Annotated in this window: 22 protein-coding genes; 19 read left to right on the top strand and 3 right to left on the bottom strand. The window is 63.7% G+C overall.

The annotated features are described in order from the left end of the window. The 12 genes from GCN75_RS18745 to GCN75_RS18690 all read left to right on the top strand — a co-directional run bounded on the left by GCN75_RS18745 (nucleotide 1) and on the right by GCN75_RS18690 (nucleotide 14,728). A complete protein-coding gene (locus GCN75_RS18745) occupies nucleotides 1-1,509 on the top strand; it encodes a UDP-N-acetylmuramoyl-L-alanyl-D-glutamate--2,6-diaminopimelate ligase (RefSeq protein ID WP_152283787.1) in 1,509 nt (502 codons plus the stop codon). 35 nt (nucleotides 1,510-1,544) lie between these two features. Further along, complete coding sequence (locus tag GCN75_RS18740; RefSeq protein WP_152283826.1) at nucleotides 1,545-2,981, top strand: UDP-N-acetylmuramoyl-tripeptide--D-alanyl-D-alanine ligase; 1,437 nt, start codon at nucleotides 1,545-1,547, stop codon at nucleotides 2,979-2,981. 2 nt (nucleotides 2,982-2,983) lie between these two features. Further along, a complete protein-coding gene (mraY, locus tag GCN75_RS18735) occupies nucleotides 2,984-4,159 on the top strand; it encodes a phospho-N-acetylmuramoyl-pentapeptide-transferase (RefSeq protein ID WP_152283786.1) in 1,176 nt (391 codons plus the stop codon). After that, the gene (murD, locus tag GCN75_RS18730; protein WP_152283785.1) at nucleotides 4,159-5,742 is read left to right on the top strand and encodes a UDP-N-acetylmuramoyl-L-alanine--D-glutamate ligase; all 1,584 of its coding nucleotides are present in this window, start codon (nucleotides 4,159-4,161) and stop codon (nucleotides 5,740-5,742) included. The genes mraY and murD overlap by 1 nt, the downstream gene beginning before the upstream one ends. Next, nucleotides 5,742-6,953, top strand: coding sequence for a putative lipid II flippase FtsW (ftsW, locus tag GCN75_RS18725; RefSeq protein WP_152257677.1), 1,212 nt, complete (start codon nucleotides 5,742-5,744; stop codon nucleotides 6,951-6,953). Before murD ends, ftsW begins: the two co-directional genes overlap by 1 nt. Further along, nucleotides 6,950-8,044 carry an undecaprenyldiphospho-muramoylpentapeptide beta-N-acetylglucosaminyltransferase gene (murG, locus tag GCN75_RS18720; RefSeq protein WP_152283784.1) on the top strand — a complete coding sequence of 365 codons (1,095 nt, stop codon included), beginning with the start codon at nucleotides 6,950-6,952 and terminating at the stop codon, nucleotides 8,042-8,044. Before ftsW ends, murG begins: the two co-directional genes overlap by 4 nt. 10 nt (nucleotides 8,045-8,054) lie before the next feature. After that, the gene (gene murC / locus GCN75_RS18715; protein WP_152283783.1) at nucleotides 8,055-9,458 is read left to right on the top strand and encodes a UDP-N-acetylmuramate--L-alanine ligase; all 1,404 of its coding nucleotides are present in this window, start codon (nucleotides 8,055-8,057) and stop codon (nucleotides 9,456-9,458) included. Nucleotide 9,459: 1 nt separating this feature from the next. Then, complete coding sequence (locus GCN75_RS18710) at nucleotides 9,460-10,428, top strand: D-alanine--D-alanine ligase (RefSeq protein WP_226941460.1); 969 nt, start codon at nucleotides 9,460-9,462, stop codon at nucleotides 10,426-10,428. A 1-nt stretch (nucleotide 10,429) separates the two neighbouring features. Then, nucleotides 10,430-11,248: a cell division protein FtsQ/DivIB gene (locus tag GCN75_RS18705; RefSeq protein WP_152257674.1), complete on the top strand. Its 819-nt coding sequence runs from the start codon at nucleotides 10,430-10,432 to the stop codon at nucleotides 11,246-11,248. Nucleotides 11,249-11,293: 45 nt separating this feature from the next. Continuing rightward, on the top strand, nucleotides 11,294-12,526 hold the full coding sequence (ftsA, locus tag GCN75_RS18700) for a cell division protein FtsA (RefSeq protein ID WP_010394955.1): 1,233 nt from the start codon (nucleotides 11,294-11,296) through the stop codon (nucleotides 12,524-12,526). A gap of 154 nt (nucleotides 12,527-12,680) precedes the next feature. Next, the gene (gene ftsZ, locus GCN75_RS18695; RefSeq protein WP_152283782.1) at nucleotides 12,681-13,889 is read left to right on the top strand and encodes a cell division protein FtsZ; all 1,209 of its coding nucleotides are present in this window, start codon (nucleotides 12,681-12,683) and stop codon (nucleotides 13,887-13,889) included. A gap of 332 nt (nucleotides 13,890-14,221) precedes the next feature. After that, nucleotides 14,222-14,728, top strand: coding sequence for a peroxiredoxin (locus tag GCN75_RS18690; protein WP_152257672.1), 507 nt, complete (start codon nucleotides 14,222-14,224; stop codon nucleotides 14,726-14,728). Between the two features lie 122 nt (nucleotides 14,729-14,850). Here GCN75_RS18690 and GCN75_RS18685 read toward each other — a convergent pair whose 3' ends face one another. After that, nucleotides 14,851-15,618, bottom strand: coding sequence for a class I SAM-dependent methyltransferase (locus GCN75_RS18685; protein WP_152283781.1), 768 nt, complete (start codon nucleotides 15,616-15,618; stop codon nucleotides 14,851-14,853). 104 nt (nucleotides 15,619-15,722) lie between these two features. Here GCN75_RS18685 and GCN75_RS18680 point away from each other — a divergent pair, with 104 nt between their 5' ends. The 3 genes from GCN75_RS18680 to lpxC all read left to right on the top strand — a co-directional run bounded on the left by GCN75_RS18680 (nucleotide 15,723) and on the right by lpxC (nucleotide 18,522). Further along, nucleotides 15,723-16,493, top strand: a complete 771-nt coding sequence (locus GCN75_RS18680; RefSeq protein ID WP_152283780.1) for a helix-turn-helix transcriptional regulator — start codon at nucleotides 15,723-15,725, stop codon at nucleotides 16,491-16,493. Nucleotides 16,494-16,668: 175 nt separating this feature from the next. Continuing rightward, complete coding sequence (locus GCN75_RS18675; RefSeq protein ID WP_152283824.1) at nucleotides 16,669-17,511, top strand: DMT family transporter; 843 nt, start codon at nucleotides 16,669-16,671, stop codon at nucleotides 17,509-17,511. A 75-nt stretch (nucleotides 17,512-17,586) separates the two neighbouring features. Next, complete coding sequence (lpxC, locus tag GCN75_RS18670; protein ID WP_152283779.1) at nucleotides 17,587-18,522, top strand: UDP-3-O-acyl-N-acetylglucosamine deacetylase; 936 nt, start codon at nucleotides 17,587-17,589, stop codon at nucleotides 18,520-18,522. A gap of 159 nt (nucleotides 18,523-18,681) precedes the next feature. Here lpxC and GCN75_RS18665 read toward each other — a convergent pair whose 3' ends face one another. Then, entirely contained in the window at nucleotides 18,682-19,086 is a 405-nt protein-coding gene (locus GCN75_RS18665; protein ID WP_226941459.1) for a DciA family protein, read from the bottom strand. Between the two features lie 384 nt (nucleotides 19,087-19,470). Between GCN75_RS18665 and secA the strand changes: the two genes are divergently transcribed. Further along, on the top strand, nucleotides 19,471-22,239 hold the full coding sequence (gene secA / locus GCN75_RS18660) for a preprotein translocase subunit SecA (RefSeq protein ID WP_152283777.1): 2,769 nt from the start codon (nucleotides 19,471-19,473) through the stop codon (nucleotides 22,237-22,239). Nucleotides 22,240-22,314: 75 nt separating this feature from the next. On the opposite strand, the gene GCN75_RS18655 is transcribed toward secA, so the two are convergent. Beyond that, complete coding sequence (locus tag GCN75_RS18655) at nucleotides 22,315-23,712, bottom strand: alpha/beta hydrolase (protein ID WP_152283776.1); 1,398 nt, start codon at nucleotides 23,710-23,712, stop codon at nucleotides 22,315-22,317. A 218-nt stretch (nucleotides 23,713-23,930) separates the two neighbouring features. On the opposite strand from GCN75_RS18655, the gene argJ reads away from it, so the two are divergent. The 3 genes from argJ to GCN75_RS18640 are packed head-to-tail and all read left to right on the top strand — an operon-like array spanning nucleotide 23,931 to nucleotide 26,463. Further along, a complete protein-coding gene (gene argJ, locus GCN75_RS18650; RefSeq protein WP_034784989.1) occupies nucleotides 23,931-25,169 on the top strand; it encodes a bifunctional glutamate N-acetyltransferase/amino-acid acetyltransferase ArgJ in 1,239 nt (412 codons plus the stop codon). Further along, nucleotides 25,166-26,032 (top strand): ATP-binding protein, encoded by an 867-nt coding sequence (locus GCN75_RS18645; RefSeq protein ID WP_152283775.1) that lies wholly within the window; start codon nucleotides 25,166-25,168, stop codon nucleotides 26,030-26,032. Before argJ ends, GCN75_RS18645 begins: the two co-directional genes overlap by 4 nt. Continuing rightward, a complete protein-coding gene (locus GCN75_RS18640) occupies nucleotides 26,029-26,463 on the top strand; it encodes an NUDIX domain-containing protein (protein WP_152283774.1) in 435 nt (144 codons plus the stop codon). Before GCN75_RS18645 ends, GCN75_RS18640 begins: the two co-directional genes overlap by 4 nt. Nucleotides 26,464-26,529 lie beyond the last annotated feature (66 nt).

The raw sequence follows: 26,529 nt of genomic DNA, 5'->3' as shown, positions 1-26,529 counted from the left end.
ATGACCATACAAGACATCAGTTTGTGGATCAAAGCGGCTGCCCCGTCCGGGCAGCTGACGTCCGACTCGCGCCGCGTGCAGCGCGGCGACGTGTTTTTCGCGTATGCGGACGCCACCCATTTCATCGACGCCGCCATCGAGCAGGGCGCCGCTGCCATCGTGCATGACGCCGTTGAATGGAACGCCGCATGGACTGTGCCGCATCTGCTGGTCGGCGACCTGAAACGCCTGGCTGGCCCCGTGGCGCATGCTGTTTACGACATGCCCGACAGCGCCATGTTCAGCGCCGGCGTCACGGGCACGAACGGCAAGACCTCGTGCGCGCTGTGGCTGGGGCAAGCCCTGGCGCGCCTGGGCGAAACCTCGTCCGTCATCGGCACCCTGGGCGTGGGCCTGTGCAAGCCGCGCGGCGCCATCGAATTCGACGTGACCGGCTACACCACGCCCGATGCGGTGCTGCTGGCGCGCAAGCTGGCCGCCATGCGCGATGCCGGCGCCAAGGCCGTTGCCATCGAAGTGTCGTCGATCGGCCTGGACCAGGAACGCGCGGCCGGCATGCATTTCGATGTCGCCATGTTTACCAATCTGACGCGCGACCACCTCGACTACCATGGCGACATGGCAGCCTACGAGGCAGCCAAAGTCAAGCTGTTCGACTGGCCCGGCCTGAAAACGGCCGTCATCAACCTGGACGACCCGATGGGCTTGCGCCTGGTCCGCCATGTGGACGGTAAACTGGCAGGCGAATATCCGGTCATCGGTTACACCCTGCAGGATGCCGCGGCCTTGCCCGATTTGCCGGGCGTGCTGATGCTGCGCGCCAGCCAGTTCCGCAGCCGCAATGCCGGCACCGACTTCCACCTGGAATGCGCGCTGGGCGTGGCGCTGATCAAGACGCAGCTGGTGGGCCATTTCAATATCAGCAATGCGCTGGCCGTGCTGGGCGCCTTGCTGGCGCACGGCACCGGCCTGCGCGCCGCCATCGACGGCATCGAATCCCTGCAGCCGGCCCCGGGCCGCATGCAGCAGGTGGGCGGCCAGGAAGCTCCGATGGTTGTCATCGACTACGCGCACACGCCGGACGCCCTGGAAAAAACCCTGTCCGCCTTGCGCCAGGTGGCGCAGGAACGGGGCGGCCAGCTGTGGTGCGTGTTTGGCTGCGGCGGCGACCGCGATCCGGGCAAGCGTCCGCAGATGGGCGCCATCGCGCAGCTGGCCGATCACGTGCTGGTCACCAGCGACAATCCGCGCAGCGAAGATCCGCACGCCATCATCGCGCAGATCGTCGCCGGCATGCGTGCCGATGGCCCGCAGCCGCAGGCCATCGAAGACCGTGCCGCCGCGATCCTGTCGGCCATCAAGCACGCCGCCAAGCCGGACGTGATCCTGCTGGCGGGCAAGGGTCATGAGCCGTACCAGGAAATCAAGGGCAAGAAACTGCCGTTCTCCGATGCCGACCATGCGCAACTGGCCTTGTCCGCGCGCCTGACGATGATGAGGACGAACTGATGGCACAGCTCATTGACCACCGCATTGACCACCTCATGCATGCGACCCTGGCCGAACTGATGCCTGCCTTGCCTGGCGCGCAGCTGGCGGGTGACGCTGCCCGCGCGTTCGCCGGCGTGTCCACCGACAGCCGCAGCGCGCAGGCCGGCTCGCTGTTCGTGGCCCTGCGCGGCGAGAGTTTCGACGCCCACGATTTTCTGGAGCAGGTGGCCGCCAGCGGCGTCGCCGCCGTGGTGGTCGAACGCCTGCCCGAAGGCTGGGACAGCAGCACGGTGCCCGCCATCGTGGTCGCCGATACCCTGGCGGCGCTGGGCCGCATCGCCAACCACTGGCGCCGCCGTTTCAGCCTGCCCGTCATCGGCGTCACCGGCAGCAATGGCAAGACCACCGTCAAGGAGATGATTTCCTCGATCCTGGCGGCGGCCTTTGGCGAAGAGGCGCGCCTGGCCACGCGCGGCAACCTGAATAATGAAATCGGCGTGCCATTGACCCTGTTCCGCCTGAGCAAACAGCACAAGGCGGCCGTCATCGAGATGGGCATGAACCATCCGGGCGAGATCGCCCGCCTGGCGGCGATTGCCGCGCCGACCCTGGCGATGGTCAACAATGCGCAGCGCGAGCACCAGGAATTCATGCACACGGTGGAAGCGGTGGCGCGCGAGAATGGCGCCGCGCTGGAGGCCCTGGCCGAAGACGGCATCGCCGTCTTCCCGCACGGCGATGAATTCACGGCGCTGTGGCGCGAACTGGCCGGTGCACGCGCCGTCATCACGTTCGGCCTGTCGAAAGAGGCCGACGTCAGCTGCACGCACCGCGTCGCCGAGGATTTTGGCAGCGACATGTTCGTCAGCGTGCACGCGCCCGATGGCAGCTTGCGCCAGTTCTTCGTCGGCCTGCAGGCGGCCGGCGACCATAATGTGCGCAATGCGCTGGCGGCGGCGGCATGCGCCGTTGGCGCCGGCATCGCCATCGAACATATCAAGCAGGGCCTGGAGGCGTTCGCGCCCGTGAACGGCCGCCTGCAGAAAAAACGTGCCGCCAACGGCGCCACCATCATCGACGACACCTACAACGCCAATCCGGATTCGGCGCGCGCGGCCATCGATGTGTTGGCTCAGGCCGCGGCACCGCGCATCCTGGTGCTGGGCGAGATGGGCGAAGTCGGTACGCAGGGACAGCAGTTCCACGAAGAGATCGGCGCCTACGCCGCCGCCAAAGGCATCGAACACGTGCTGGCGACGGGCGGCCTGGCGCGCCATCTGGTGAATGCGGCGCAGGCAGCCGCCAGCCAGGAATCAGGCACGGTCGTGGAGTATTTCGAACAGTTCGACGGTTTGCTGGCGGCGCTCGATGCGCATTTGTCCGGCCGTTCGGATGCAACAGTATTAATCAAGGGCTCCCGCTTCATGAAAATGGAACGGGCCGTGCAGCATTTGATTGGTTCAAACAACAATAACAAGGAAGCTCACTAATCATGCTGCTCTGGCTCGCTCATTATTTCCAGGACGACATTGGCCCATTGCGGGTCTTTAACTTCATCACTTTCCGCGCCGTGTTCGCCACGTTGACGGCGATTTTGATCGGCCTGTGCGCCGGTCCCGCCGTGATCCGTATGCTCACGCGCATGAAGGTCGGCCAGGCCGTGCGCACGGACGGCCCGCAGACGCATCTGAAAAAACACGGCACGCCCACCATGGGCGGCGTGCTGATCCTCATCGCCATCGGCATTTCCACCCTGCTGTGGGCCGACCTGTCGAACCGCTTCATCTGGCCCGTGCTGATCGTCACCCTGGGCTTTGGCGCCGTCGGCTGGGCCGACGACTACCGCAAGGTGGTGCACCAGGACCCGGAAGGCATGCGCTCGCGCGAAAAATACTTCTGGCAGTCGCTGATCGGCATCGTCGCCGCCTTCTACCTGGCGTTTTCCGTCTCCGTGTCGGAACCGGACACGGGCCACGTGTGGAACCTGATCTACGCCTGGGTGCAGTCCGGCTTTGCCATGGACCTGCCGCCGAAGGCCGACCTGATCGTCCCGTTCTTCAAGACCATCAGCTATCCGCTGGGCGTGTGGGGCTTCATCGCGCTGACCTACTGCGTCATTGTCGGCACCAGCAACGCCGTCAACTTCACGGACGGCCTCGATGGCCTGGCCATCATGCCGACCGTGATGGTGGGCACGGCCCTGGGCCTGTTCGCCTACCTGACGGGCAACGCCACGTATGCGCGCTACCTGTTCATCCCGCACATTCCGGGCGCCGGCGAACTGGTGATCTTCTGCGGCGCGCTGGCCGGTTCCGGCCTGGCCTTCCTCTGGTATAACACGCACCCCGCCAAGGTCTTCATGGGCGACGTGGGCGCACTGGCGCTGGGCGGCGCACTGGGCACCATCGCCGTCATCGTGCGCCAGGAAATCGTCCTGTTCATCATGGGCGGCATCTTCGTCGTCGAAACGCTGTCCGTGATCATCCAGGTCGTCTGGTTCAAATACACCAAGAAACGCTATGGCGCGGGCCGCCGCGTCTTCCTGATGGCGCCACTGCACCACCATTTCGAACAAAAAGGCTGGAAAGAGACGCAGGTTGTCGTGCGTTTCTGGATCATCACCATGATGCTGGTGCTGCTCGGCCTGACCACCTTGAAGCTGCGCTGATGATGTACGACGCTAAAACCGCACTGGTACTGGGCCTCGGGGAGTCGGGCCTGGCCATGGCCCTGTGGCTGGCACGCTGCGGTGCTTCCGTGCGCGTTGCCGACACAAGGGAAACCCCGGAGCGCCTGTCCGCGCTGCAGGCCGCCGTGCCGCAAGCGCAATTCATCGCCGGCGCCTTCACGGCCGAACTGCTCGACGGCGTCGATTTCGTCGCCGTCAGCCCCGGCCTGGCGCCGGGCCGCGAACTGGCGCACATTGCGCCGGCCGCACAGGAAAAGAATATCCCCGTGTGGGGCGAGATCGAACTTTTCGCGCAGGCGCTGGCCTTCCTCAAGACGGAACGCGGCTATGCGCCGAAAGTCATCGCCATCACGGGCACCAACGGCAAGACGACCGTCACCAGCCTGGTCGGCCTGCTGTGCGAACGCGCGGGCCTGGCCACGCGCGTGGCCGGCAATATCAGCCCTGCCGCGCTGGACGTGCTGCGCGAAGTGCTCGATGCGGAGCCGGTTACTGCCCCGGCACCGGCGCCGGCCGCCGCGGAAGACGGCGGCGAAGCGGCGGAACCCGCCGAAGCCGTGGCCAGCAGCCTGCCGCAGGCGTGGATATTGGAACTGTCCAGCTTTCAGCTGCACACGACGTTCAGCCTGCAGGCCGATGCGGCCACGGTGCTGAACCTGTCGCAGGACCACCTGGACTGGCATGGCGACATGGCCGCCTACGCCGCCGACAAGGCGCGCATCTTCGGCGCCGAGACCGTGCGCATATTGAACCGCGACGATGCCTTGGTCATGCACATGGCCGATCCGCTGGCGGAAACCATCACCTTCGGCACGGGCGAACCGGCGGAAGCCGACAGCTTTGGCCTGGTCAACGAGCGCGGCATCTTCTGGCTGGCGCAAGCCGTGCCCAGCGAAGAAGTGATCGAGAAGAAGCGCAAGAAGAACGATCCGGCACCGGAACCGGTGCCGACGATGGCAAAGAAACTGATGCCGGCCGATGCGCTGAAGATCCGCGGCCAGCACAATGCCGCGAATGCGCTGGCCGCGCTGGCCCTGTGCCGCGCCATCGGCCTGCCGTTCGCGCCGCTGCTGCACGGCTTGCGCGAATACCAGGGCGAGCCGCACCGCGTGGAACTGATCACGGCCGTCAATGACGTCGAATACTACGACGACAGCAAGGGCACGAATGTGGGCGCCACGGTGGCGGCCCTGTTCGGCCTGGGCAAGGCGTTTGGCGGCGCGGAGCAGCGCCTGGTGCTGATCGCCGGCGGCGACGGCAAGGGGCAGGATTTCTCGCCGCTGGCCGAACCCGTGTCGCGCTACGTGCGCGCCGTGGTGCTGATCGGCCGCGACGCGCCTGCGCTGCGCGCGGCCCTGGAACCGGCTGGCGTGGACCTCATCGACTGCGCCACCTTGCCGGAGGCGGTCAAGCGCGCCAGCAGCCTGGCGCTGGCCGGCGATGCCGTGCTGCTGTCGCCTGCGTGCGCCAGCCTGGACATGTTCAAGAACTATGCGCACCGCGCGCAGGTGTTTGTCGACGCCGTGCGCGACATCGCCCTGGAAAACGGACAGGATATCTGATGGCCTTCCAGCTGCCCTTCAGCTTTGGTTCCGGCTCGGCTGCCAAGCCGCTGGATAGCCGCGCGCGGCAATCGAAGATGATGGACTACGACAAGCCGCTGGTGTGGGTCGTCCTGCTGCTGATGTTGCTGGGCATGGTGATGGTGTATTCGGCGTCGATTTCGCTGTCCGATGCGCGCAAGTTTGCCGCCTACACGAACAATTATTTCGTCGTGCGCCAGGCGCTGTTCATCGGCGTGTCGATCGTCGTCGCCGCCATGGTATTCCGCATCCGCATCGCCACCTGGCAAAAGATCGCGCCGTGGCTGTTCATCGGCACCCTGGTGCTGCTGGTGATGGTCCTGATCCCGGGCCTGGGCGTGTCGGTCAACGGCGGGCGCCGCTGGCTGAACTTGCCGGGCCTGCGTCCGCAGCCGTCCGAGCTGATGAAGGTGGTGATGGTGCTGTACGCGGCCGACTACACGGTGCGCAAGCAGGAATACATGCACAAGCTGACCAAGGGCTTCATGCCGATGGCGCTGGCCGTCAGTTTCGTCGGTCTGCTGCTGCTGATGGAGCCCGACCTGGGCGCCTTCGGCGTGATCGTCTGCATCGCCATGGGCATCCTGTTCCTGGGCGGCGTCAACGCCATCTGGTTCGGCGGCATCGGCGCCATGCTGACGGCAATCTTCGTCACCATCATCGCCTTGTCGAAATTCCGCCGCGAGCGGTTTTTTGCGTATCTCGACCCGTGGCAGGAAGACAATGCGCTGAACAAGGCCTACCAGCTGACGCACTCGCTGATCGCCTTCGGACGGGGCGAACTGTTTGGCGTGGGACTGGGCGGCAGCGTGGAAAAGCTGCACTACCTGCCCGAAGCGCATACGGACTTCCTGCTGGCCGTGATCGGCGAGGAACTGGGCCTGGTGGGCGTGCTGATCGTGATCGGCATGTTTTACTGGATTATCAAGCGCGCGTTCGACATCGGCCGCCAGGCAATCGCCATCGACCAGACCTTTGCCGGCCTGACGGCGAAAGGCATCGCCATCTGGATCGGCGTGCAGACCTTCATCAACATGGGCGTGAACCTGGGCCTGCTGCCGACCAAGGGGCTGACCTTGCCCTTGATGAGCTATGGCGGCACGGGCGTACTGATTAACTGTATCGGCCTGGCGATCCTGCTGCGCATCGATTACGAAAACCGGATCCTGATGCGGGGAGGCCGGCTATGAACAACGTGACGAACTTGAAAACGACGAAAAGACTGATGATCATGGCGGCCGGCACCGGCGGCCATATTTTCCCGGGCCTGGCGATTGCGCAGACCATGCGCGCGCGCGGCTGGGAAGTGAGCTGGCTGGGCACGACCCACGGCATGGAGCAGGACCTGGTGCCGAAAAGCGGTATTCCCATGGATGCCATCGCGTTCTCGGGCATGCGCGGCAAGGGCCTGGCGCACACGGTCAAGGGCGGCTTCAAGATGCTGGCCAGCTTCTTTGCCATCCGCCGTTTCATCGCCAGCCGCAAGCCGGACGTGGTGATGGGCATGGGCGGCTACGTCACCGTGCCGGGCGGCCTGATGGCGCGCCTGAAGGGCGTGCCGCTGGTGCTGGTCAATGCCGACGCAGCGCTGCTGTTGTCGAACAAGACGCTGGTGCCGCTGGCGCAGCAAGTATGCTTCGGCTTTCCCGCCGATTTCGGCAGCGCGGCCGGCAAGGCCGTCGTCACGGGCAATCCCGTGCGCGCGGGAATCCTCGCCATGGCGCCGCCGGCCGCGCGTTTCGCGGGCCGCAGCGGCCCGCTGCGCATCCTGGTGGTGGGCGGCAGCCTGGGCGCGAAAGCGCTGAACGACAGCCTGCCTGCCGCGCTGGCCCTGATGCCCGAGGGCGAACGTCCGCTGGTGACGCACCAGTCGGGCAAGAAGAATATCGACGCCCTGCATGCCGCGTATGCGCAGGCGGGCGTGCAGGCCAATGTGGTCGACTTCATCGACGACATGGCCAGGGCGTATACCGAGGCCGACCTGGTGATCTGCCGCGCTGGCGCCATCACCCTGTCGGAATTGACGGCGGCCGGCGTGGCCAGCGTGCTCGTGCCGCTGGTGGCGTCGACCACCAGCCACCAGCGCGACAACGCGCAATGGATGGCAAAACAAGGTGCGGCGATTCATTTGCCGCAGACGGAAATGAGTGCGGCGTCGCTGAGCGCGCTGCTGGCGTCGCTGAGCCGCGACACTTGCCAGCAGATGGCGCAAGCGGCACTGGCAGCAGGCAAGCGCGACGCCAATGAGGCGATCGCACACGTATTGGAAAAACTGGCATGAGGTTAGCTCTGTGAAGCATAAAGTAAACAATATCCACTTTGTCGGCATTGGCGGCAGCGGCATGAGCGGCATCGCCGAAGTGCTGGTCAACCTGGGCTACAAGGTGTCGGGCTCCGACCTGGGCAGCAATGCGGCGACGCAGCGCCTGGCGAGCCTGGGCGCGACCGTCATGCTCGGTCACGCGGCGGAAAATATCGGCGACGCCGATGCGGTGGTGACGTCGGGCGCCGTCCCGCAGGATAATCCGGAAGTGGCCGCTGCCCGTGCGCGCAAGATTCCGCTGGTGCCGCGCGCCGTGATGCTCGGTGAATTGATGCGCTTGAAACGCGGTATCGCGATTGCGGGCACGCATGGCAAGACGACGACGACCAGCCTGGTCGCTTCCGTGCTGGCGCAGGGCGGCCTCGATCCCACCTTCGTCATCGGCGGCCGCCTGACCAGTGCCGGCGCGAACGCCAAGCTGGGTTCGGGCGACTACCTGGTGGCCGAAGCCGATGAGTCGGACGCCTCGTTCCTGAACCTGACGCCGATGATTGAAGTGATCACGAACATCGACGCCGATCACATGGACACCTACGAACACGACTTCGAAAAGCTCAAGCAGGCTTTCGTGCAGTTCACGCACCGCCTGCCGTTCTATGGCCGCGCCATGCTGTGCATCGACGATCCGCACGTGCGCGCCATCATCCCGGCCGTCACCAAGCCCGTCACCACCTACGGTTTCGCGGAAGACGCGCAAGTGCGCGCCGTCAACGCGCGCGCCGTGGGCCTGGAAATGCATTTCACCGTACTGCAGGAAGGCTATCCCGACCTGGACGTGGTGCTGAACCAGCCCGGCATGCACAATGTGCAGAATGCCTGCTCGGCGATTGCCATCGCGCGCGAAATCGGCATCGCCGACAGCGCCACGCAGCAAGGCCTGGCCGAGTTCTCCGGCGTGGGCCGGCGCTTTACGCGCTACGGCGAAGTGGCGCTGCCGAACGGCGGCACCTTTGCGCTGGTAGACGATTTTGGCCACCATCCGGTGGAAACGGAAGTGACGCTGGCCGCCGCGCGCGCCGCCTATCCTGGCCGCCGCCTGGTGCTGGCGTTCCAGCCGCACCGCTACAGCCGCACGCGCGACCTGTTCGAGGATTTCGTCAAGGTGCTGGGCGCGCCCGACGTGTTGCTGCTGTCCGAAGTGTATGCGGCGGGCGAAGCGCCTATCGTCGCCGCCGACGGCCGCGCACTGGCGCATGCGCTGCGCGCACGCGGCAAGATCGAACCGATTTTCGTCGAGTCCATGACGGACATGGCCGACACCATCATGAGCGTGGCGCGCGACGGCGACGTCGTGCTGACCATGGGAGCCGGCTCGATCAGCGGCATCCCGAATCAACTGACAACGTATCAACCTCACACTGTAAAGGCCTGACGTGAACCAAGCTTCAGCTATCGACGTTAAACAATTGGGCAAGGTCGGCGTCCTGTTCGGCGGCCGCTCGGCCGAGCGCGAAGTGTCGCTGATGTCCGGCGCCGGCGTGCTGGCCGCATTGAAGAGCCATGGCGTGGATGCGCATGGCTTCGATACGGGCGAACGCAGCCTGGCCGAATTGGCTGCCGAGCAATTTGACCGCGTCTTCATCGCGCTGCATGGCCGCTTCGGCGAAGACGGCAGCCTGCAGGGCGCGCTGGAGCAGCTGGGCATTCCGTACACGGGCAGCGGCGTGATGGCCTGCTCGGTGGGCATGGACAAGGTCTACACCAAGATGATCTGGCTGATGCACCAGCTGCCGACGCCCAAGTACGCGGTGCTGGACGACAGCTCCGACCTAGCCAAGGTCGCCGCGGAACTGGGCTTGCCGCTGATCGTCAAGCCGCCGCATGAAGGCTCGAGCATCGGCATCACGACGGTCAATGAAGCGTCGGCCTTCCAGGCTGCATACGACATCGCCGCCGGCCTCGATGATTCGGTGCTGGCCGAGGAATTCATCAAGGGCCGCGAATTCACCGTCGCGATCCTGGGCAAGGGCGCCGCGGCGCGCGCGCTGCCGCCGATCGAAATCGTCGCGCCGCAAGGCAATTACGATTACCAGAACAAGTACTTCACGGACGATACGCAGTATTTCTGCCCGCCGCAGCTCGATGGCGCGATCATCGCGGAGATGGAACGCATCGCCCTTGCTGCCTACCGCGCCCTGGGCTGCGAAGGCTGGGGACGCGTCGATGTACTGATGCGCGCGGCCGACAGCAAGCTGTTTTTGCTGGAAGTGAATACCTCGCCGGGCATGACGGGCCATTCGCTCGTGCCGATGGCGGCGCGCGCGGAAGGCACCAGCTATGAAGACCTGTGCCTGGAAATCGTCGCCGGCGCAAGCCTGAAAATGCACAAGGGAAAACGCTGATATGTGGCATGACGCTAAAAGCCTCAATACGACTGCCAACGGCTTGCTGGCCGCGGTTCTGGTCGTGTGCGTGGCCGCCGGCGTCTGGTGGGTGTCGCAGCGTCCCATGTTCGACCTGCGCACGATCAAGGTGGAAAGCGCGGACGACAAGGGCCTGCGCCACGTGAATTACCTGACCCTGCGCAGCGGCACCCTGGGCCGCATCAAGGGCAATTTCTTCACGACCAATCTGGAAAGCGTGCGTGGCGTGTTCGAATCCGTGCCCTGGGTGCGCCGCGCCAGCGTGCGGCGCGAGTGGCCGAACCAGCTGATCGTGGCGCTGGAAGAACACGAGGCGCTGGGCACGTGGGGCGAGGATGGACGCCTGCTGTCGGTCAAGGGCGATGTGTTCACTGCGAATGTGGCCGAAGCCGAGGATGACCATGAATTGCCCGCCTTCGCTGGCCCCGACGGCAGCGAGAAGGAAGTACTGGCCACGTATGTGCAGCTGGAAAAGTGGTTCGCGCCCCTGAAAATGGTGCCCGAATCGCTGTCGCTGTCGAGCCGCTATGCGTGGACCGTGAAACTGAACAACGGCATGAGCGTGGCGCTGGGACGCGAGCAGAATCATACGACCCTGAAGGCGCGGGTCGACCGGCTGGTGGGTATTTATCCGCAGCTGGCGAGCCGGCTGGAGAATATCGACACGATCGATATGCGCTACCAGAATGGCCTGGCGCTCAGCTCCGCAGGCCTGGTGATACCGGCCGAAGGCAAGGATGGACGGCCCGCGGCAGCGATCAGGAAGAAAAATGGCAGTCCGATTAAAAAACCGACTTAACTTAATACTCAATTTAACAATAGCCCAAAAAACTAGGCGACAGAAATGACAAAAGACGCGAAAAACCTGATCGTCGGCCTCGACATCGGCACCTCGAAAGTGGTGGCGGTGGTAGCCGAAGTGATGTCCGACGGGCGCCACGAAGTGATCGGGCTGGGCCAGCACGAATCGAAGGGCCTGAAAAAAGGCGTGGTGGTCAATATCGAGGCCACGGTGGAGTCCATCCAGCGCGCGCTGGAAGAGGCCGAGCTGATGGCCGACTGCAAGATCCGCAATGTCTACGCGGGCATTGCGGGCAGCCATATCCGCAGCTTCAATTCCAGCGGCATGGTGGCCATCAAGGACAAGGAAGTGACGGCGACCGACGTGGCGCGCGTCATCGAGACGGCAAAAGCGGTTAACATTCCGACCGATCAGCAATTGCTGCACACGGTGCCGCAGGAGTTCATCGTCGACAGCCAGGAAGATGTGCGCGAGCCGATCGGCATGAGCGGCATCCGCCTGGAGGTGAAGGTGCATATCGTCACCGGCGCCGTGTCGGCAGTGCAGAACATCGTCAAGTGCGTGCGCCGCTGCGGCCTGGAAGTGTCGGACCTGATCCTGCAGCCGATGGCGTCCGCCGATGCGGTGCTCACGCCCGACGAGAAGGAACTGGGCGTGGTGCTGATCGACATCGGCGGCGGCACGACCGATGTGGCGGTATTCTCCGATGGCGCGATCCGCCATACGGCAGTCATTCCCATCGCCGGCGACCAGATCACCAACGACATCGCCATGGCCTTGCGTACCCCGACCGCGGAAGCGGAAGAAATCAAGATCCGCTATGGCGTGGCCAAGCAGGTCCTGGCTGATCCCGGCGAATCGCTGGAAGTGCCGGGCCTGGGCGACCGCGGCCCGCGCAACCTGTCGCGCCAGGCGCTGGCGGCAGTGATCGAGCCGCGCGTCGAGGAGCTGTTCGCCATGGTGCACCAGGTGGTGCGCGAATCCGGTTACGAAGGCGTGCTGTCGTCGGGCATCGTGCTCACGGGCGGCACTTCCATCATGCCCGGCATGGTGGAAATGGCGGAAGACATTTTCCTGAAACCGGCGCGCCTGGGCACGCCCGAGTATCGGGGCCAGCTGGCCGACGTGGTGCGCAGTCCGCGCTATGCCACGGTATTGGGCCTGCTGCTGGAAGCGAAGAAGCAATACCTGCGCGGCCACATCGTGACGCGTCAGGACGGCTCGGTGAAGGCAGTCTGGCAGCGCATGAAGGAATGGTTTTTAGGGAATTTTTAAGGGCCTGATTTACGCCCGGCAGTACAGGTTTTTTGGCAGCATCGCAGGTACACACACATAACTTTATTTTATATTTAACCGCAGTTTTCAATCTCCAGTTCTCCTACCAATATGAGGCCTGGCGCTTGGAAACCGCATCTGATAGGAGCACATCATGGAGTTCGATATGGTCGATAACACAGCTTTAGGTACCGTCATCAAGGTCGTCGGCGTCGGCGGTGCGGGTGGCAATGCAGTCCAACACATGATCAACAAAGGCATGTCGGGTGTGGAGTTCATTGCCGCCAACACCGACGCACAAGCCCTGTCGACATCGAAGGCCCATAACATCATCCAGATCGGCGATACGGGTCTGGGCGCTGGCATGAAGCCTGCCGTCGGCCGCCAGCTGGCCGAAGAATCGCGCACGCGCATCGCCGATTCGCTGCGCGGCGCGCACATGGTCTTCATCGCTGCCGGCATGGGCGGCGGCACGGGCACGGGCGCCGCTCCTATCGTGGCCGAAGTGGCCAAGGAACTGGGCGCGCTGACGGTGGCCGTGGTTTCCAAGCCATTCTCGTACGAAGGCCAGAAGTGCATGGACATCGCCGACGAAGGCCTGGAGCAGCTGTCCCTGCACGTCGATTCGCTGATCATCATCCTCAATGAAAAACTGGAAGAGATCTACGAAGACGAAAGCATGCTGGAATGGATGCAGCATGCCGATGATGTGCTCAACAACGCGGTGGCCGGCATTGCCGAGATCATCAACGTGCCGGGTCATATCAACGTCGACTTCAACGACGTGAAAACCATCATGGGCGAGCAGGGCAAGGCCATGATGGGCACGGCGACGGCGTCCGGCGTCGACCGCGCGCGCATCGCGGCCGAACAGGCTGTCGCGTCGCCGCTGCTCGATGGCATCGACCTGTCCGGCGCGCGCGGCGTGCTGGTCAACGTCACGGCCAGCCGCGGCCTGAAAGGCAAGGAGATCAAGGAAGTCATGGCTGCCGTGCGCGCATTTGCCGCACCGGACGCGTCGATCGCGCAAGGCATTGCCTACGACGACGCCATGGGCGACGATATCCGCGTTACCGTGGTGGCCACGGGCCTGGGCCGTGCGAAGAAAAACATCCAGCTGGTACCGCAGCAAGTGCTGCGCACCGGTACGCACAACAGCCCGTTGACCCCATCGGCAGCGATGGGCGGCGCGCAGGCGGCGGCGACGACCGTGGGCGTGGCCACGCCGGCAGCCGGTTTCGACGGCATGAAGGCGCCGGCAGTATGGCGCCGCGAGTCGGCTTCCGAGCAGGTGCGCGCGATGGAGAAGAATGGCATGGAGACGTATGACATTCCAGCCTTCCTGCGTAAGCAAGCCGACTAATCACAGTGAAAAAAGCCCATGGCGGCGTTGCATAGCCTTGCCGTACAGTCGTACTGTCTTCGGCCATGCGCCTTGCCCTGAGCATTTTTCATGTGATTAGGTTTCTGGAGGTGATCCGATGTCAGTAAACATGACGGCGGCCTGAGGGCCGCCGTTTTTTTATCTTTTTCTTGATGTCGGCCTTTGCCTTTCCGGCCATTTTCTGCACAAATGCGGCAAGTCAGGCATACTATCGCGCAGTGTCGGCATCATGCCGGCAGAACCAGATCACGGGCGCTGTCCGCTCCATGCGGCGGGCAGCGTCTTCAACCGACAGTACACAAGGAGTCAACATGACCATCAAGATCGGCGACACCCTGCCAGAAGGCACCCTGGCTGAATTCATCGAAAGCGAAACCGAAGGCTGCGCACTGGGCCCGAACACGTTCAACGTGCAAGACCTGGTCAAGGGCAAGAAGATCGCCATCTTCGGCCTGCCAGGCGCCTACACCCCGACCTGCTCCGCACAGCATGTGCCAGGCTACGTCAAGCACGCTGCCGACCTGAAAGCTGCTGGCGTCGATGAAATCTGGTGCATCTCCGTCAACGACGCGTTCGTGATGGGCGCCTGGGGCCGCGATCAGAAAGCCACCGGCGTGGTGCGCATGATGGCTGACGGCAACGCCGCCTACAGCAAGGCCCTGGGCCTGGACGCCGACTTCAGCAAGTTCGGCATGGGCACGCGCTCGCAGCGCTACTCGATGCTGGTCGACAATGGCGTCGTGACGCAATTGAACATCGAGCAGGGCGGCAAGTTTGAAGTGTCGAATGCCGAGACGCTGCTGGGCCAGTTGGCTTGATGGTCGGGGTCAGGCCCTTAGGGGCTGACCCCAGCAATTGATGTAGGGTTAATGCCCAGCTAAAGCTTGCTACCAACCCAAATCAAAATCTGGGGTCGGACCCAAAAGGTCCGACCCCATTTTTATTGCACCTGCGGTTTTGTTGCCTCGAACATGGCCGCGTCGATGCTGAACGAGTAATCGTCCTGCAGCGCGAAATAGCGCCGGGCTTCATCGGGCGCGCCGTCGAACAGGTTGCGGATGGCCGCTACCCGTTCGCCCGGGGTGCGCATGCGCGCCACCCATTCGTCGAATTGCATGGGCAGCTTCCACACGCTGCGCAAGCTGTGCGTAAAGCCCGCGTTGTCGAACTTCGCGCCCCATTCGCACGTGCGGTAGTCGCGCACGTGGGACGCGTCGCGCAGCATTTCCACCGCCTGCAAGGTGCTGTCGTACAGCGCCGTTTTCGGCGCCACGATGTCGACCACCAGCAGGGTGCCGTTCGGACGCAGCACGCGCCAGGCTTCCGTCAGCGCGGCCCCCACGTCGTTCCAGTGGTGCGCGGAAAAGCGCGTGACGACCATGTCGAAGCTGGCGTCGGCAAACGGCAGGCGGGCCACGTCGCCCTGCTGCGTGCTGATGTTGTGCAAGCCCCGCTGCGCCTTGGCGTGCTCCACCACGTCGAGCATCGGCTGGGCCAGGTCGTAGGCGACGACGGAGCGCGCCACGGGGGCGACGGCAAAGCTGGCGTGGCCGGCGCCGCAACCGAGGTCCAGTACCGCCGGCTTGCCATGGCGGCGCGCGCATTCCTGCATCAGCACCAGGTCGACGCCCTGCGCGTGGACTGCGCTGCTCAGGTAGGCATTGGCCGTCTTGCCAAACTGTTCGGTGACAACGTCGTGCTGCTGCATGGTTTTCTCCTGTGGATGGGTGAGTTCCTGCAGAATAAGGATAAAATTATCCTGTAACAAGACCATAACTTATACTGGTATATCTACTACCATGCATCCCCGTCATGTCGAGCAAACTCGCTGAATTCATCCGCGCCCGGCGCGAAGCCGTCACTCCCGCCATGGCCGGCCTGCCCGGTGGCGGGCGCCGGCGCACGCCCGGTTTGCGGCGCGAAGAGCTGGCCCAGCTGTGCGATGTCAGCCCCACCTGGCTGACGTGGCTGGAACAGGGGCGGCCCGTGTCCGCGTCGGCCAAGATGCTGGCGCGCCTGGCCCAGGTGCTGCAGCTGAGCCCGGCCGAGCGCGCCTATCTGTTTGAAGTGGCCGACAAGCATGACCCCAGCCATGGCACGGGCGAGGGCGGGGGACCTGCGGCCGCGGAGCTGGCAGCCATCGTCGCCGCCATCGACGCGCCCGCGTATATCCTGGACCGCACATGGAATGCGGTGGCGTGGAATGACGCCGCCGCCGCCTTGTTCGCGGGCTGGCTGCATGCGGAAGCGGCCGCGCCGAACCAGTTGCGCTTCATGTTCCTGGAGCCGGGGGCGCGCGAACTGGTCGCCGGCTGGCCCGAGCGGGCGCAGCGGCTGGTGGCGGAGTTCCGCGCCGATATCGGCCGCCACGCGGACCAGATGCCGCTGGCCGGCCTGATCGCGGAGCTGGCGGGGGCCAGCGCGCCATTTCGGCTATGGTGGGATGCGCAGCAGGTGCAGGGCCGCGACGGGGGCTTGCGCCGCTTCCAGCATCCGCAGCAAGGCTTGCTGGCGTTCAACCAGGTAACCCTGCACCTGGCGCGCCAGCACGACTTGAAACTGGTGATGCTGCTGCCCGTATAGTTGCCCCTTTGAAAATGTAAAACGGCGGCGCTTGCTATAATCGGGCTGACCGCCTGGCCCTGTCTTTCCCGGCCATGCTGTCCTGGCTCCGGCCGTCGCCATGATGACGGTCCCGCTCTTTTGCCAGGAGTCTGTCCTGATACCCCGCAATCCCAACCTGCGCAGCATCTATGTGATGCTGGTCGCGGTCGCCATGTTTTCCCTGATGGATACGGCCATGAAGCTGTTGTCCGCCCATTATCCCGCCATGCAGGTGACGGCCTTGCGCGCCTTGTCGTCGTTGCCGCTGGTGTGCCTGTACCTGCTGTACCGGGGCGCCTTCAAGAACGTGATGCGGGTGCGCTGGCCGCTGCACTTGCTGCGCGGCGCGCTGGGCGTGATGATGATTACCCTGTTCGCCTACGGCTTGAAGCGCATGTCGCTGGCCGAGGCGTATTCGCTGTTTTTCGTCGCGCCCTTGCTGATCACGGTCCTGTCGGTGTTTATCCTGAAGGAACGCGTCGACGTAGCGCGCTGGTGCGCCATTGCCGTGGGCCTCCTGGGCGTGCTGGTGGCGCTGCGTCCCGACGGTTCGGGATTCTTTTCGCTGGCCGGGCTGGCCGTGCTGGGTTCGGCCGCCTGCTACGCCATTTCCGCCGTCACGGGCCGCATCCTCAGTCGCACGGACGCCAGCGAAAGCATGGTCTTCTGGCTGATGGTGATGATGGCCGTCGGCGGCGTGGCCCTGTCGGCGCACGAATGGGTGAGCATCCGCCGCGAAGACTGGTGGCTGCTGGCGGGCCTGTCCGTCAGCGGCTTCCTGGGGCAATTGGCCATCACGGAGGCGTTTCGCCATGGCAAGGCGTCCAGCGTGGCGCCGTTCGAATACTCTGCGCTGGCCTGGGGCATGGCCCTGGACTGGCTGCTGTGGCGCGCCTTGCCCGACCACTACACCCTGATCGGCGCGGCCATCATCATCGGCAGCGGCATTTACCTGGTGCGCCGCGAAGCCGTGCATGCGGAAAGCGAACATCCCTGACGGCCCATTGTGGTTTTTATGGCGTGGACCATGCCGCGTCGCAACGAAAATCGCGCAACTGGATATAATCGACAGATGTTAAAACAACGCACTATCAAACAACTGGTCCGCACCATCGGTGTCGGTTTGCACTCTGGCACCAAGGTGGAGCTGACCTTGCGTCCTGCCGCGATCGACACTGGCATCGTGTTTCGCCGCATCGACCTCGACCCCATCGTCGAGTTTCCCGCCAGCGCCATGGCCGTGGGCGATACGCGCATGGCTTCCGTGCTGATCAAGGATGGCGCCAGGGTGTCCACCGTGGAACACCTGATGTCGGCGGCAGCCGGCCTGGGCGTGGACAATATGTATATCGACGTGAATGCGGAAGAAATTCCCATCATGGACGGGTCCGCCTCTTCCTTCGTCTACCTGCTGCAGCAGGCGGGAGTGGAAGAGCAGGAAGCGCCGAAGAAGTTCATCAAGGTCATCAAGCCCGTGGAAGTGCGTCACGGCAAGGGCGACGCGGAGAAATGGGCGCGCTTGTCGCCGTACGACGGTTTCAAGCTCGACTTCTTCATCGAATTCAATCATCCGGCCGTCGATGGCACGATGCAGCGCGCCTCCGTCGACTTCGGCGACGTGTCGTATGTGCACGACGTGGCGCGCGCGCGCACGTTTGGCTTCATGCAGGACGTGGAAAGCTTGCGCGGCATGGGCCTGGCCCGCGGCGGTTCGCTGGAAAACGCCATCGTCATGGACGAGTACCGCATCCTCAACGCGGACGGCTTGCGCTATGAAGACGAGTTCGTACGCCACAAGATCCTCGACGCCATCGGCGACCTGTATCTGGTGGGCCACCCCTTGCTCGCGTATTACACGGCGCACAAGTCGGGCCATGCGCTGAACAACCAGTTGCTGCTGGCGCTGCTGGAACAGCCGGATGCGTATGAAATCGTCTCGTTCGCCACCAACGAGGCGGCGCCGCAGTCCTACCTGCGCCAGATGGAACGCGAGTGGTCGTTGACCTGATCTGAGCAACACCTCATTAAACCTACGGCGCGTCGGTATCGGCGGCCTGCGATGCTCACCGGCTCGGCGCCCCCGTACTTCGTACGATTGCGCTTCTTAGCCACCTCTTCCTTCCGCTCGCTACGGTTTTCTGAGGTGTCAAAATGTCGTCGGACAGTCTTAATCTTTTGGTTCGCGGTGGTGGCGCACTAAACTGCGCAGCGCCGCGATCAACTGCTCGTTCTGCTTCGATGCGGGCAGGGCCGTGCTCAGCTCTTCCAGGGCCGTCATGGCTTTTTCCGGCAAGACCAGCGCCCGCGTATGCACGATGGGCGCGATGCTCTTGATTACTTGCACTTTCAGCTTGATGCCTGAAATCTGCCAGCCTTTCCTTTTCAGTTCCCCTTGCAGTTTCGGCAATTGCTGCTTGAGCTTGGCCGCCAGCGCCGCATTCGGCGTGGCCAGCACCAGCTGGCCGCTTTCGAATTGCAGGATGTCGCAATGCTCGAACATGGCCGGCAAGGCCTTGGCGCAATCCTTTTGCAGGGCGGCCAGGCGCGTGACGGTGGGCATCAAGGATGCCATCGTCGCGTTTCCGCGAAGAAAGTCGGTTGCGCCCGTGACGGCCGGGCCTGAACGGGCAAAGCCGTAGCCGCGGCGCGGTGCCGGAGAATAAGTGGGAGTTCGCATGGCCGAAACATAGCACACTCGCCCGCGCATGACGAGTGCGGCGGCGGGTGCGGCGCGGGCGCGGGCAGCGTATTGCCTTACAGTATGGAAAATGTCCGCATTTTCTGCCATTTGTTTGTCATTAAGCTATTGTTATATGGCGCATTACCCCAACCATGTCGGGAACGCATGATAAAATCATCGTCTTTTGCCATAGTCGAACTCCGTGCGGTCACGCGATTGTTACCTCGTTGTCACCTACCGAGCTTTTTTTAACGGCGTTTTTTCAAGAATTCAAGCATGTCATTACTGACCCAGATTTTCGGTAGCCGCAACCAGCGGCTGCTCAAGCAATACCAAAAAACGGTACGCGAGATCAATGCGCTCGAGCCGGCCATCGAAAAGCTGTCGGATGCCGAGCTGCAAGCGAAGACGCCTGCCTTCAAGGAACGCATCGCCGCCGGCGAATCGCTCGATGCCTTGTTGCCGGAAGCCTTTGCCGTCTGCCGCGAGGCCAGCAAGCGCGTCCTGCGCATGCGCCACTTCGATGTGCAGATGATCGGCGGCATGGTCTTGCATTTTGGCAAGATCGCGGAGATGGGCACGGGCGAGGGTAAGACCCTGATGGCAACCTTGCCAGCCTACCTGAATGCCTTGTCGGGCAAGGGCGTGCATATCGTCACCGTCAATGATTACCTGGCGCAGCGCGATGCCGAGACTATGGGCCGCCTGTATGCGTGGCTGGGCCTGTCGACGGGCGTGAACATGTCGCAGATGGAGCACAGCGCCAAGCAGCAGGCGTACAACTCCGACATCACGTATGGCACCAACAATGAATTCGGTTTCGACTTCCTGCGCGACAACATGGTCTACGAAGCGCGCGAGCGCGTGCAGCGCAGCCTGAACTTCGGCATCGTCGATGAAGTCGACTCGATCCTGATCGATGAAGCGCGTACGCCGCTGATCATTTCGGGCCAGGCCGAGAACCATACGGACCTGTATCACAAGATCAATGCAGTGCCTGCGCGCCTGACGTTGCAGATCGGCGAAGAAACGCCGGACGGCAAGGGCAAGGTTGACGTGCCGGGCGACTACACCAAGGATGAAAAAGCGCATCAGGTGCTGCTGACGGAAGCGGGCCACGAAAAGGCCGAAGGCATCCTGATGGAGATGGGCCTGCTGCCGGAAGGCGCCTCGCTGTACGATTCGGCCAACATCACCCTCGTGCACCACCTGTATGCGGCCTTGCGCGCGCATGCGCTGTACTTCAAGGATCAGCACTATGTGGTGCAGAACAATGAAGTGGTGATCGTCGATGAATTCACGGGCCGTCTGATGACGGGCCGCCGCTGGTCCGATGGCTTGCACCAGGCCGTCGAAGCGAAAGAAGGTGTCAAGATCCAGAACGAGAACCAGACCCTGGCCTCGATCACCTTCCAGAACTACTTCCGCATGTACGCCAAGCTGGCCGGCATGACGGGTACGGCCGATACGGAAGCGTACGAATTCCAGGAAATCTATGGCCTGGAAACGGTCGTGATTCCGCAAAACCGTCCGCTGCAGCGCAAGGACCGCCAGGATCAGGTCTACAAGTCGTCGGCTGAAAAATACAACGCGATGCTGAACGACATCCGCGACTGCTACGAGCGCGGCCAGCCCGTGCTGGTGGGCACGACCTCGATCGAGAACTCGGAATTGCTGTCGGGCATCCTGACCAAGGCCGGCTTGCCGCACAACGTGCTGAACGCGAAGCAGCATGCGCGCGAAGCGGAAATCATCGCCCAGGCAGGCCGTCCGAAAGCCATCACCATCGCCACCAACATGGCCGGTCGCGGTACGGACATCGTGTTGGGCGGTAACGTCGAAAACCAGATCAAGTTCATCGAAGCCAATCCTGAGCTGAGCGATGCCGACAAGGCCGCCCAGTCGCAGACCTTGCGCGATGAATGGCAATCCCTGCACGACCATGTGGTCAATGCGGGCGGCTTGCACATCATCGGCACCGAACGCCACGAATCGCGCCGCGTCGACAATCAGCTGCGCGGCCGTGCCGGCCGCCAGGGCGATCCCGGCTCGTCGCGCTTCTACCTGTCGCTCGACGACGCACTGCTGCGCATCTTCGCTGGCGACCGCGTGCGCGCTGTGATGGACCGCCTGAAAATGCCGGAAGGCGAGCCGATCGAAGCGGGCATCGTCTCGCGGTCGATCGAATCGGCCCAGCGCAAGGTCGAAGCGCGCAACTTCGACATCCGCAAGCAATTGCTGGAATACGATGACGTCGCCAACGACCAGCGCAAGGTGATCTACCAGCAGCGTAACGAGCTGCTGGAAACAACCGATATTTCCGAAATGATCGGCTCGCTGCGCCATGGCGTGTTTACCGACCTGGTGCACGAGTACGTGCCGCACGAATCGGTGGAAGAGCAGTGGGATATCAAGGGCCTGGAAAACACCCTGGCCAGCGAATGGCAGCTCGACTTGCCGCTGCAGCAAATGCTGGAAGCCGATTCGACCCTGACGGACGAAGAAATCCTGGAAAAAGTGCTGGCCGCGGCCGATGCCGTGTACCAGTCGAAGATCGATATCGTCGGCAAGGAATCGTTTGGCGGCTTCGAACGCAACGTCATGCTGCAAAGCGTCGACAGCCACTGGCGCGAACATCTGGCGGCGCTCGACCACCTGCGCCAGGGTATCCACCTGCGCGGCTATGCGCAGAAGAACCCGAAACAGGAATACAAGCGCGAAGCGTTTGAACTGTTTGGCCAGATGCTCGATATGATCAAGAACGACGTCACGAAGCACGTGATGACGGTGCGTATCCAGTCGCGCGAAGAAGTCGATGCGGCCGAACAGGCGATGCAGCAGTCGCACGTGGAAAACGTGCACTACCAGCACGCCGAATTCGACCCGAACGCGGCGCCGGAAGAACTGCTGGCGCCTACGGCGGGCGGCAACATGGACAACGTCGACGACATGAGCGTGAGCATGGGCGTCAAAGTGGGCCGTAACGACCCATGCCCTTGCGGCAGCGGCAAGAAATACAAGGCTTGCCACGGCAAGCTGGCGTAAGCCGGCTTGATCGGCACGAGAAAAACGGAGACTGCGGTCTCCGTTTTTTTTTGCCGGCCGCGCGGGGCCGGCCGTTCAGGGGAAGGCCCAGTACTGCGGGGCCTGCGCCGGAATGCCTTTCAGGCCGCCGCGGTTCCTGGCCCGCTGTCCCGTCTTGATCAGGGTGGCGATATCGGTCAGCAGGACGCGGTTGCTGGCGAAGTAGTCATGGCCCATGAAGTTCATGATGACGGCCGAAGCGTCGACGAGTTCCATGCCGGGAATGCCGACGACGGGGCCGCGGATGTCGCCTATCCTGTCCCAGTCGGCAAAGCTGTAGGAGGCGCGGATGGCCTTGTCGTTCGCGGATGCGTAGAGGGTGGCGGAGAGCTTGAGGCTGGCAAAGCGCGGGGCGATCTGGTCGCGGAAAACGTCGGCATTGATGTCCGGCGCCGCCAGCACCACCTGCTTGAACAGGGGCAGCAGGTCGGGACGTTTTTCCAGCAGGTTGGCCAGGGCGACGGTCATCGGGCGGTTGCCCATGCTGTGGGCGATGATGTAGATATCGGTGGCCGAGGAGTGCTCCGCGAAGTCTGCCAGGAAAGCCTCCAGGTGCGCCTGCGTCCATTCGGCGGAATTCTCGTCGAACTCATAGCCGGCAAACGTGCCTTTCGATGGCCAGCTGTAGAACACGGGCAGGGCGCCGATGTCGAGGTCGACCGCCATCTGCGCCGTGCGCCGGGCGGCGTCGTCGAAGGAATTGCTGTAGCCGTGGATATAGATGAAGGCGGCCCGCCGTTCCGGGGCGGCCTGAATGCGCGCCTTGACGGTGGCGAGGAAATCCGCGCGCGACTGGCGCGTGGCGCCCTGGATCAGCACATATTTTTGCGCATCGTCGCCGGACAGGAGGGCGTACCAGGGCGGTAGCGGCATCTCGCCCGGCGCTCTTTTTTCCGGAATGCTCACCAGAACGCTGCCGTAGCTCAGGTAGGGCGCCGCGCGGTTCGGCTGCCAGCCATAGTTGTTGCTGTCCGGCTCGTATTTCCTGTCGGTGGCGTAGTACACGGCGACTTGCGTGGCGCCGGCGACGCCCCCTGCCTTGACGGCCGCGGTGGCCTTGCCTACGGCGGCCCCGCCGCCCCGCTTGCCGAGGTTGCCGAACAATCCGCCCAGGCCAGACCATGAACTGGTCCAGGGACTGGTTTGCGGTGGCCGTACCGGCTTGCCGGGCGGTGCAGGGGCGGGCGGCGGAACTTGCGCTGCGGGCGGCGCAGCATCGTTGGCCGGCGGCGTATCGGGCGCTGGCGGCACCGGGGGCGTTTGCCCCTCGGCGGGAACGGGAAGGGGGGCGCTGTCGGCCGGGCCGCCCGGCCCCGTGCATGCCGTCAGCCAGACCGGCAGGCAAAGCAGGTACAGCAGCAGGTACAGCAGGGATAGCAGGCAGCTGCGTCCCCGCGCGATACCATGCAGTCGACAGGATTTGCCATGCGCCATGACACTCCCTCCCCGGGCGCTTGTGCGAGACGCGTGATCGTCTGTTCCTACATCTTAGCCCCGCCAGGCGGCGCCGTTCTGATAAATCGCAAGCCTGGCCATGCTGTCTTCCGTATCGGGCTTGCCCGGGCCGGCGCGACTATTCAGTTGCCGCATGTTCAGCGGTGGCGCGAAGGCGCTACAATAGCGCTTCCATTTTCCCTCGCAGAAGAACTCATATGGCCGTCAATTCTCCCAAGCCCGTCGCCGCCGACTTGAAAGCCGTCGCCGGCATTGAAATCGGTGTTGCCGAAGCCGGCATCAAGAAACCCAACCGCAAGGATTTGCTGGTATTGAAACTGGCGCCGACGGCCACCGTGGCCGGCGTGTTCACCTTGAACCGCTTCTGCGCCGCGCCCGTGCAAATCTCGAAGGCCAACCTGGCCGCCGTGACGGCCGGCGCCGCGCCGATCCGCGCGCTGCTGGTCAATACGGGCAATGCGAACGCGGGCACGGGCGAATCGGGCCTGGCCGACGCGCAGGCCAGCTGCGCCGCGCTGGCCGAGCTGCTGGGCTGCACGCCGCAGCAGATCTTGCCGTTTTCCACGGGCGTGATCCTGGAACCCTTGCCCGTGCAGCGCCTGGTCGCCGGCTTGCCGCAAGCGGTGGCCGCGCTGACATCGGATAACTGGTTCTCGGCCGCCGAAGCCATCATGACCACGGACACGCAGCCGAAAGCGGGCTCGCGCACCGTCACCATCGGTGGCCACGCGGTGACCCTGACGGGCATCAGCAAGGGTGCCGGCATGATCAAGCCGAACATGGCCACCATGCTGGGCTTCCTCGCGTTCGACGCCACCGTGGCCCAGCCCGTGCTGGACCAGTTGGTGAAACAGGCGGCCGACAAGTCGTTCAACTGCATCACCATCGATGGCGACACCTCCACCAATGACTCGTTCATGCTGGTGGCCACGGGCGCCGGCAGCCTGGTCATCGATTCCATCGACTCGCCGCACTACGCGGAACTGGCGGCCGCCGTCACCGAACTGTCTACTTTTCTCGCGCAAGCCATCGTGCGCGACGGCGAGGGCGCGACCAAGTTCATGACCGTGACCGTGGAAGACGGCCGCAACGTGGAAGAGTGCCGCAAGATTGCCTATTCCATCGCCCATTCGCCGCTGGTGAAAACGGCCTTTTTTGCGTCCGACCCGAACCTGGGCCGCATCCTGGCCGCCATCGGCTACGCGGGCGTGGACGACCTGGACGTGGGCCAGCTGAACCTGTACCTGGACGACGTGTGGGTGGCCAAGAATGGCGGCCGCAACCCCGACTACCAGGAGCAGGATGGCCAGCGCGTGATGCAGCAAAGCGAAATCACCATCCGCGTGAAACTGGCGCGCGGCGATGCCACGGCTACTTTGTGGACGTGCGACCTGTCGCATGACTACGTGTCGATCAACGCCGACTATCGCTCATGACCGGCCTCGATCAATTCCTGATCCGCGCCGAACGGGTGCTGGCGCGCCTCGAGTCGATCTTGCCGCCGGCCTTGCCGGCGACCGACTGGAACAGCTTTGCCTTCCGCTGGCGCCGGCGCCAGGGCGCCGCCAGTCATCTGCAGGCGGTGGCCCACGTGTCGTCCATCGCCCTCTGCGACTTGCACAACATCGGCACGCAAAAGGGGCAGATCGAGCAGAACACGCGCCAGTTCGTCAGCGGACGTCCCGCCAACAACGTGCTGCTGACGGGCGCACGTGGCACGGGCAAGTCCTCGCTGATCAAGGCGTGCCTGAACCAGTTCGCCGAGCAAGGCCTGCGCCTGATCGAAGTGGATAAAGCCGACCTGGCCGACTTGCCCGACATCGTCGACCTGGTGGCGGCACGCCCCGAGCGCTTCATCATCTTTTGCGACGACCTGTCGTTCGAAGAGGGCGAGAGCGGCTACAAGGCGCTGAAAGTGGCGCTCGACGGCAGCATCGCCGCGCAATCGGACAATGTGCTGATCTATGCCACCTCGAACCGCCGTCACCTGATGCCGGAACGCATGTCCGACAACAGCAGTTACAAGACGGACGACGATGGCGACCTGCATCCGGGCGAAACGGTGGAAGAGAAAATCTCGCTGTCCGAGCGCTTCGGCCTGTGGCTGTCGTTCTACCCGTTCAAGCAGGACGATTACCTCGATATCGCCGCCCACTGGCTGGCCTCGTTCGGCTGCACGCCGGAGCAGATCGCGCAAGCGCGCGGCGACGCCCTGCGCTGGGCCCTGCAGCGCGGTTCGCGCTCGGGCCGGGTGGCCTGGCAATTTGCGCGCGACTACGCGGGAAAGCTGCCGCAATGAGCGAAGTGACCTTGAAGGAAAAAATCCGGCCTGTCGATGTGGCAGTGGGCATCCTGATGAAGCCGAATGGCGACGTGCTGCTGGGCCAGCGTCCGGCCGGCAAGCCGTACGACGGCTATTGGGAATTTCCTGGTGGCAAAGTCGAGCCGGGCGAAGCCATTTTTGATGCCTTGAAACGCGAGTTTGTCGAGGAACTGGGCCTGTATATCGACAGTGCCGAAGCCTGGTGCGGCGTCGAATATGTGTATCCGCACGCCCATGTGCGCCTGCATTTCTACATCAGCCGCGAATGGCGGGGCGAGCCGCAAAGCCTGGAAGGCCAGGCGTTCGCCTGGCAGGGCACGGTCGGCGTGGAACCCTTATTGCCCGCCACCATCCCCCTGCTGGAATGGCTGGATGAAGTGCGCCGGGACTCCCTGGCCATCGCCTGACCAGCCTGGCGCCAGCGTGCGGCCCGGTGCCGCGCGCTGGCGCAAGCTTGCCGCGGACTCCCCTTG

The sequence above is a fragment of the Janthinobacterium violaceinigrum genome (assembly GCF_009208555.1).
Taxonomy (GTDB): Bacteria; Pseudomonadota; Gammaproteobacteria; order Burkholderiales; family Burkholderiaceae_D; genus Janthinobacterium; species Janthinobacterium violaceinigrum.
This window is presented reverse-complemented; position numbering and strand designations above follow the sequence as displayed.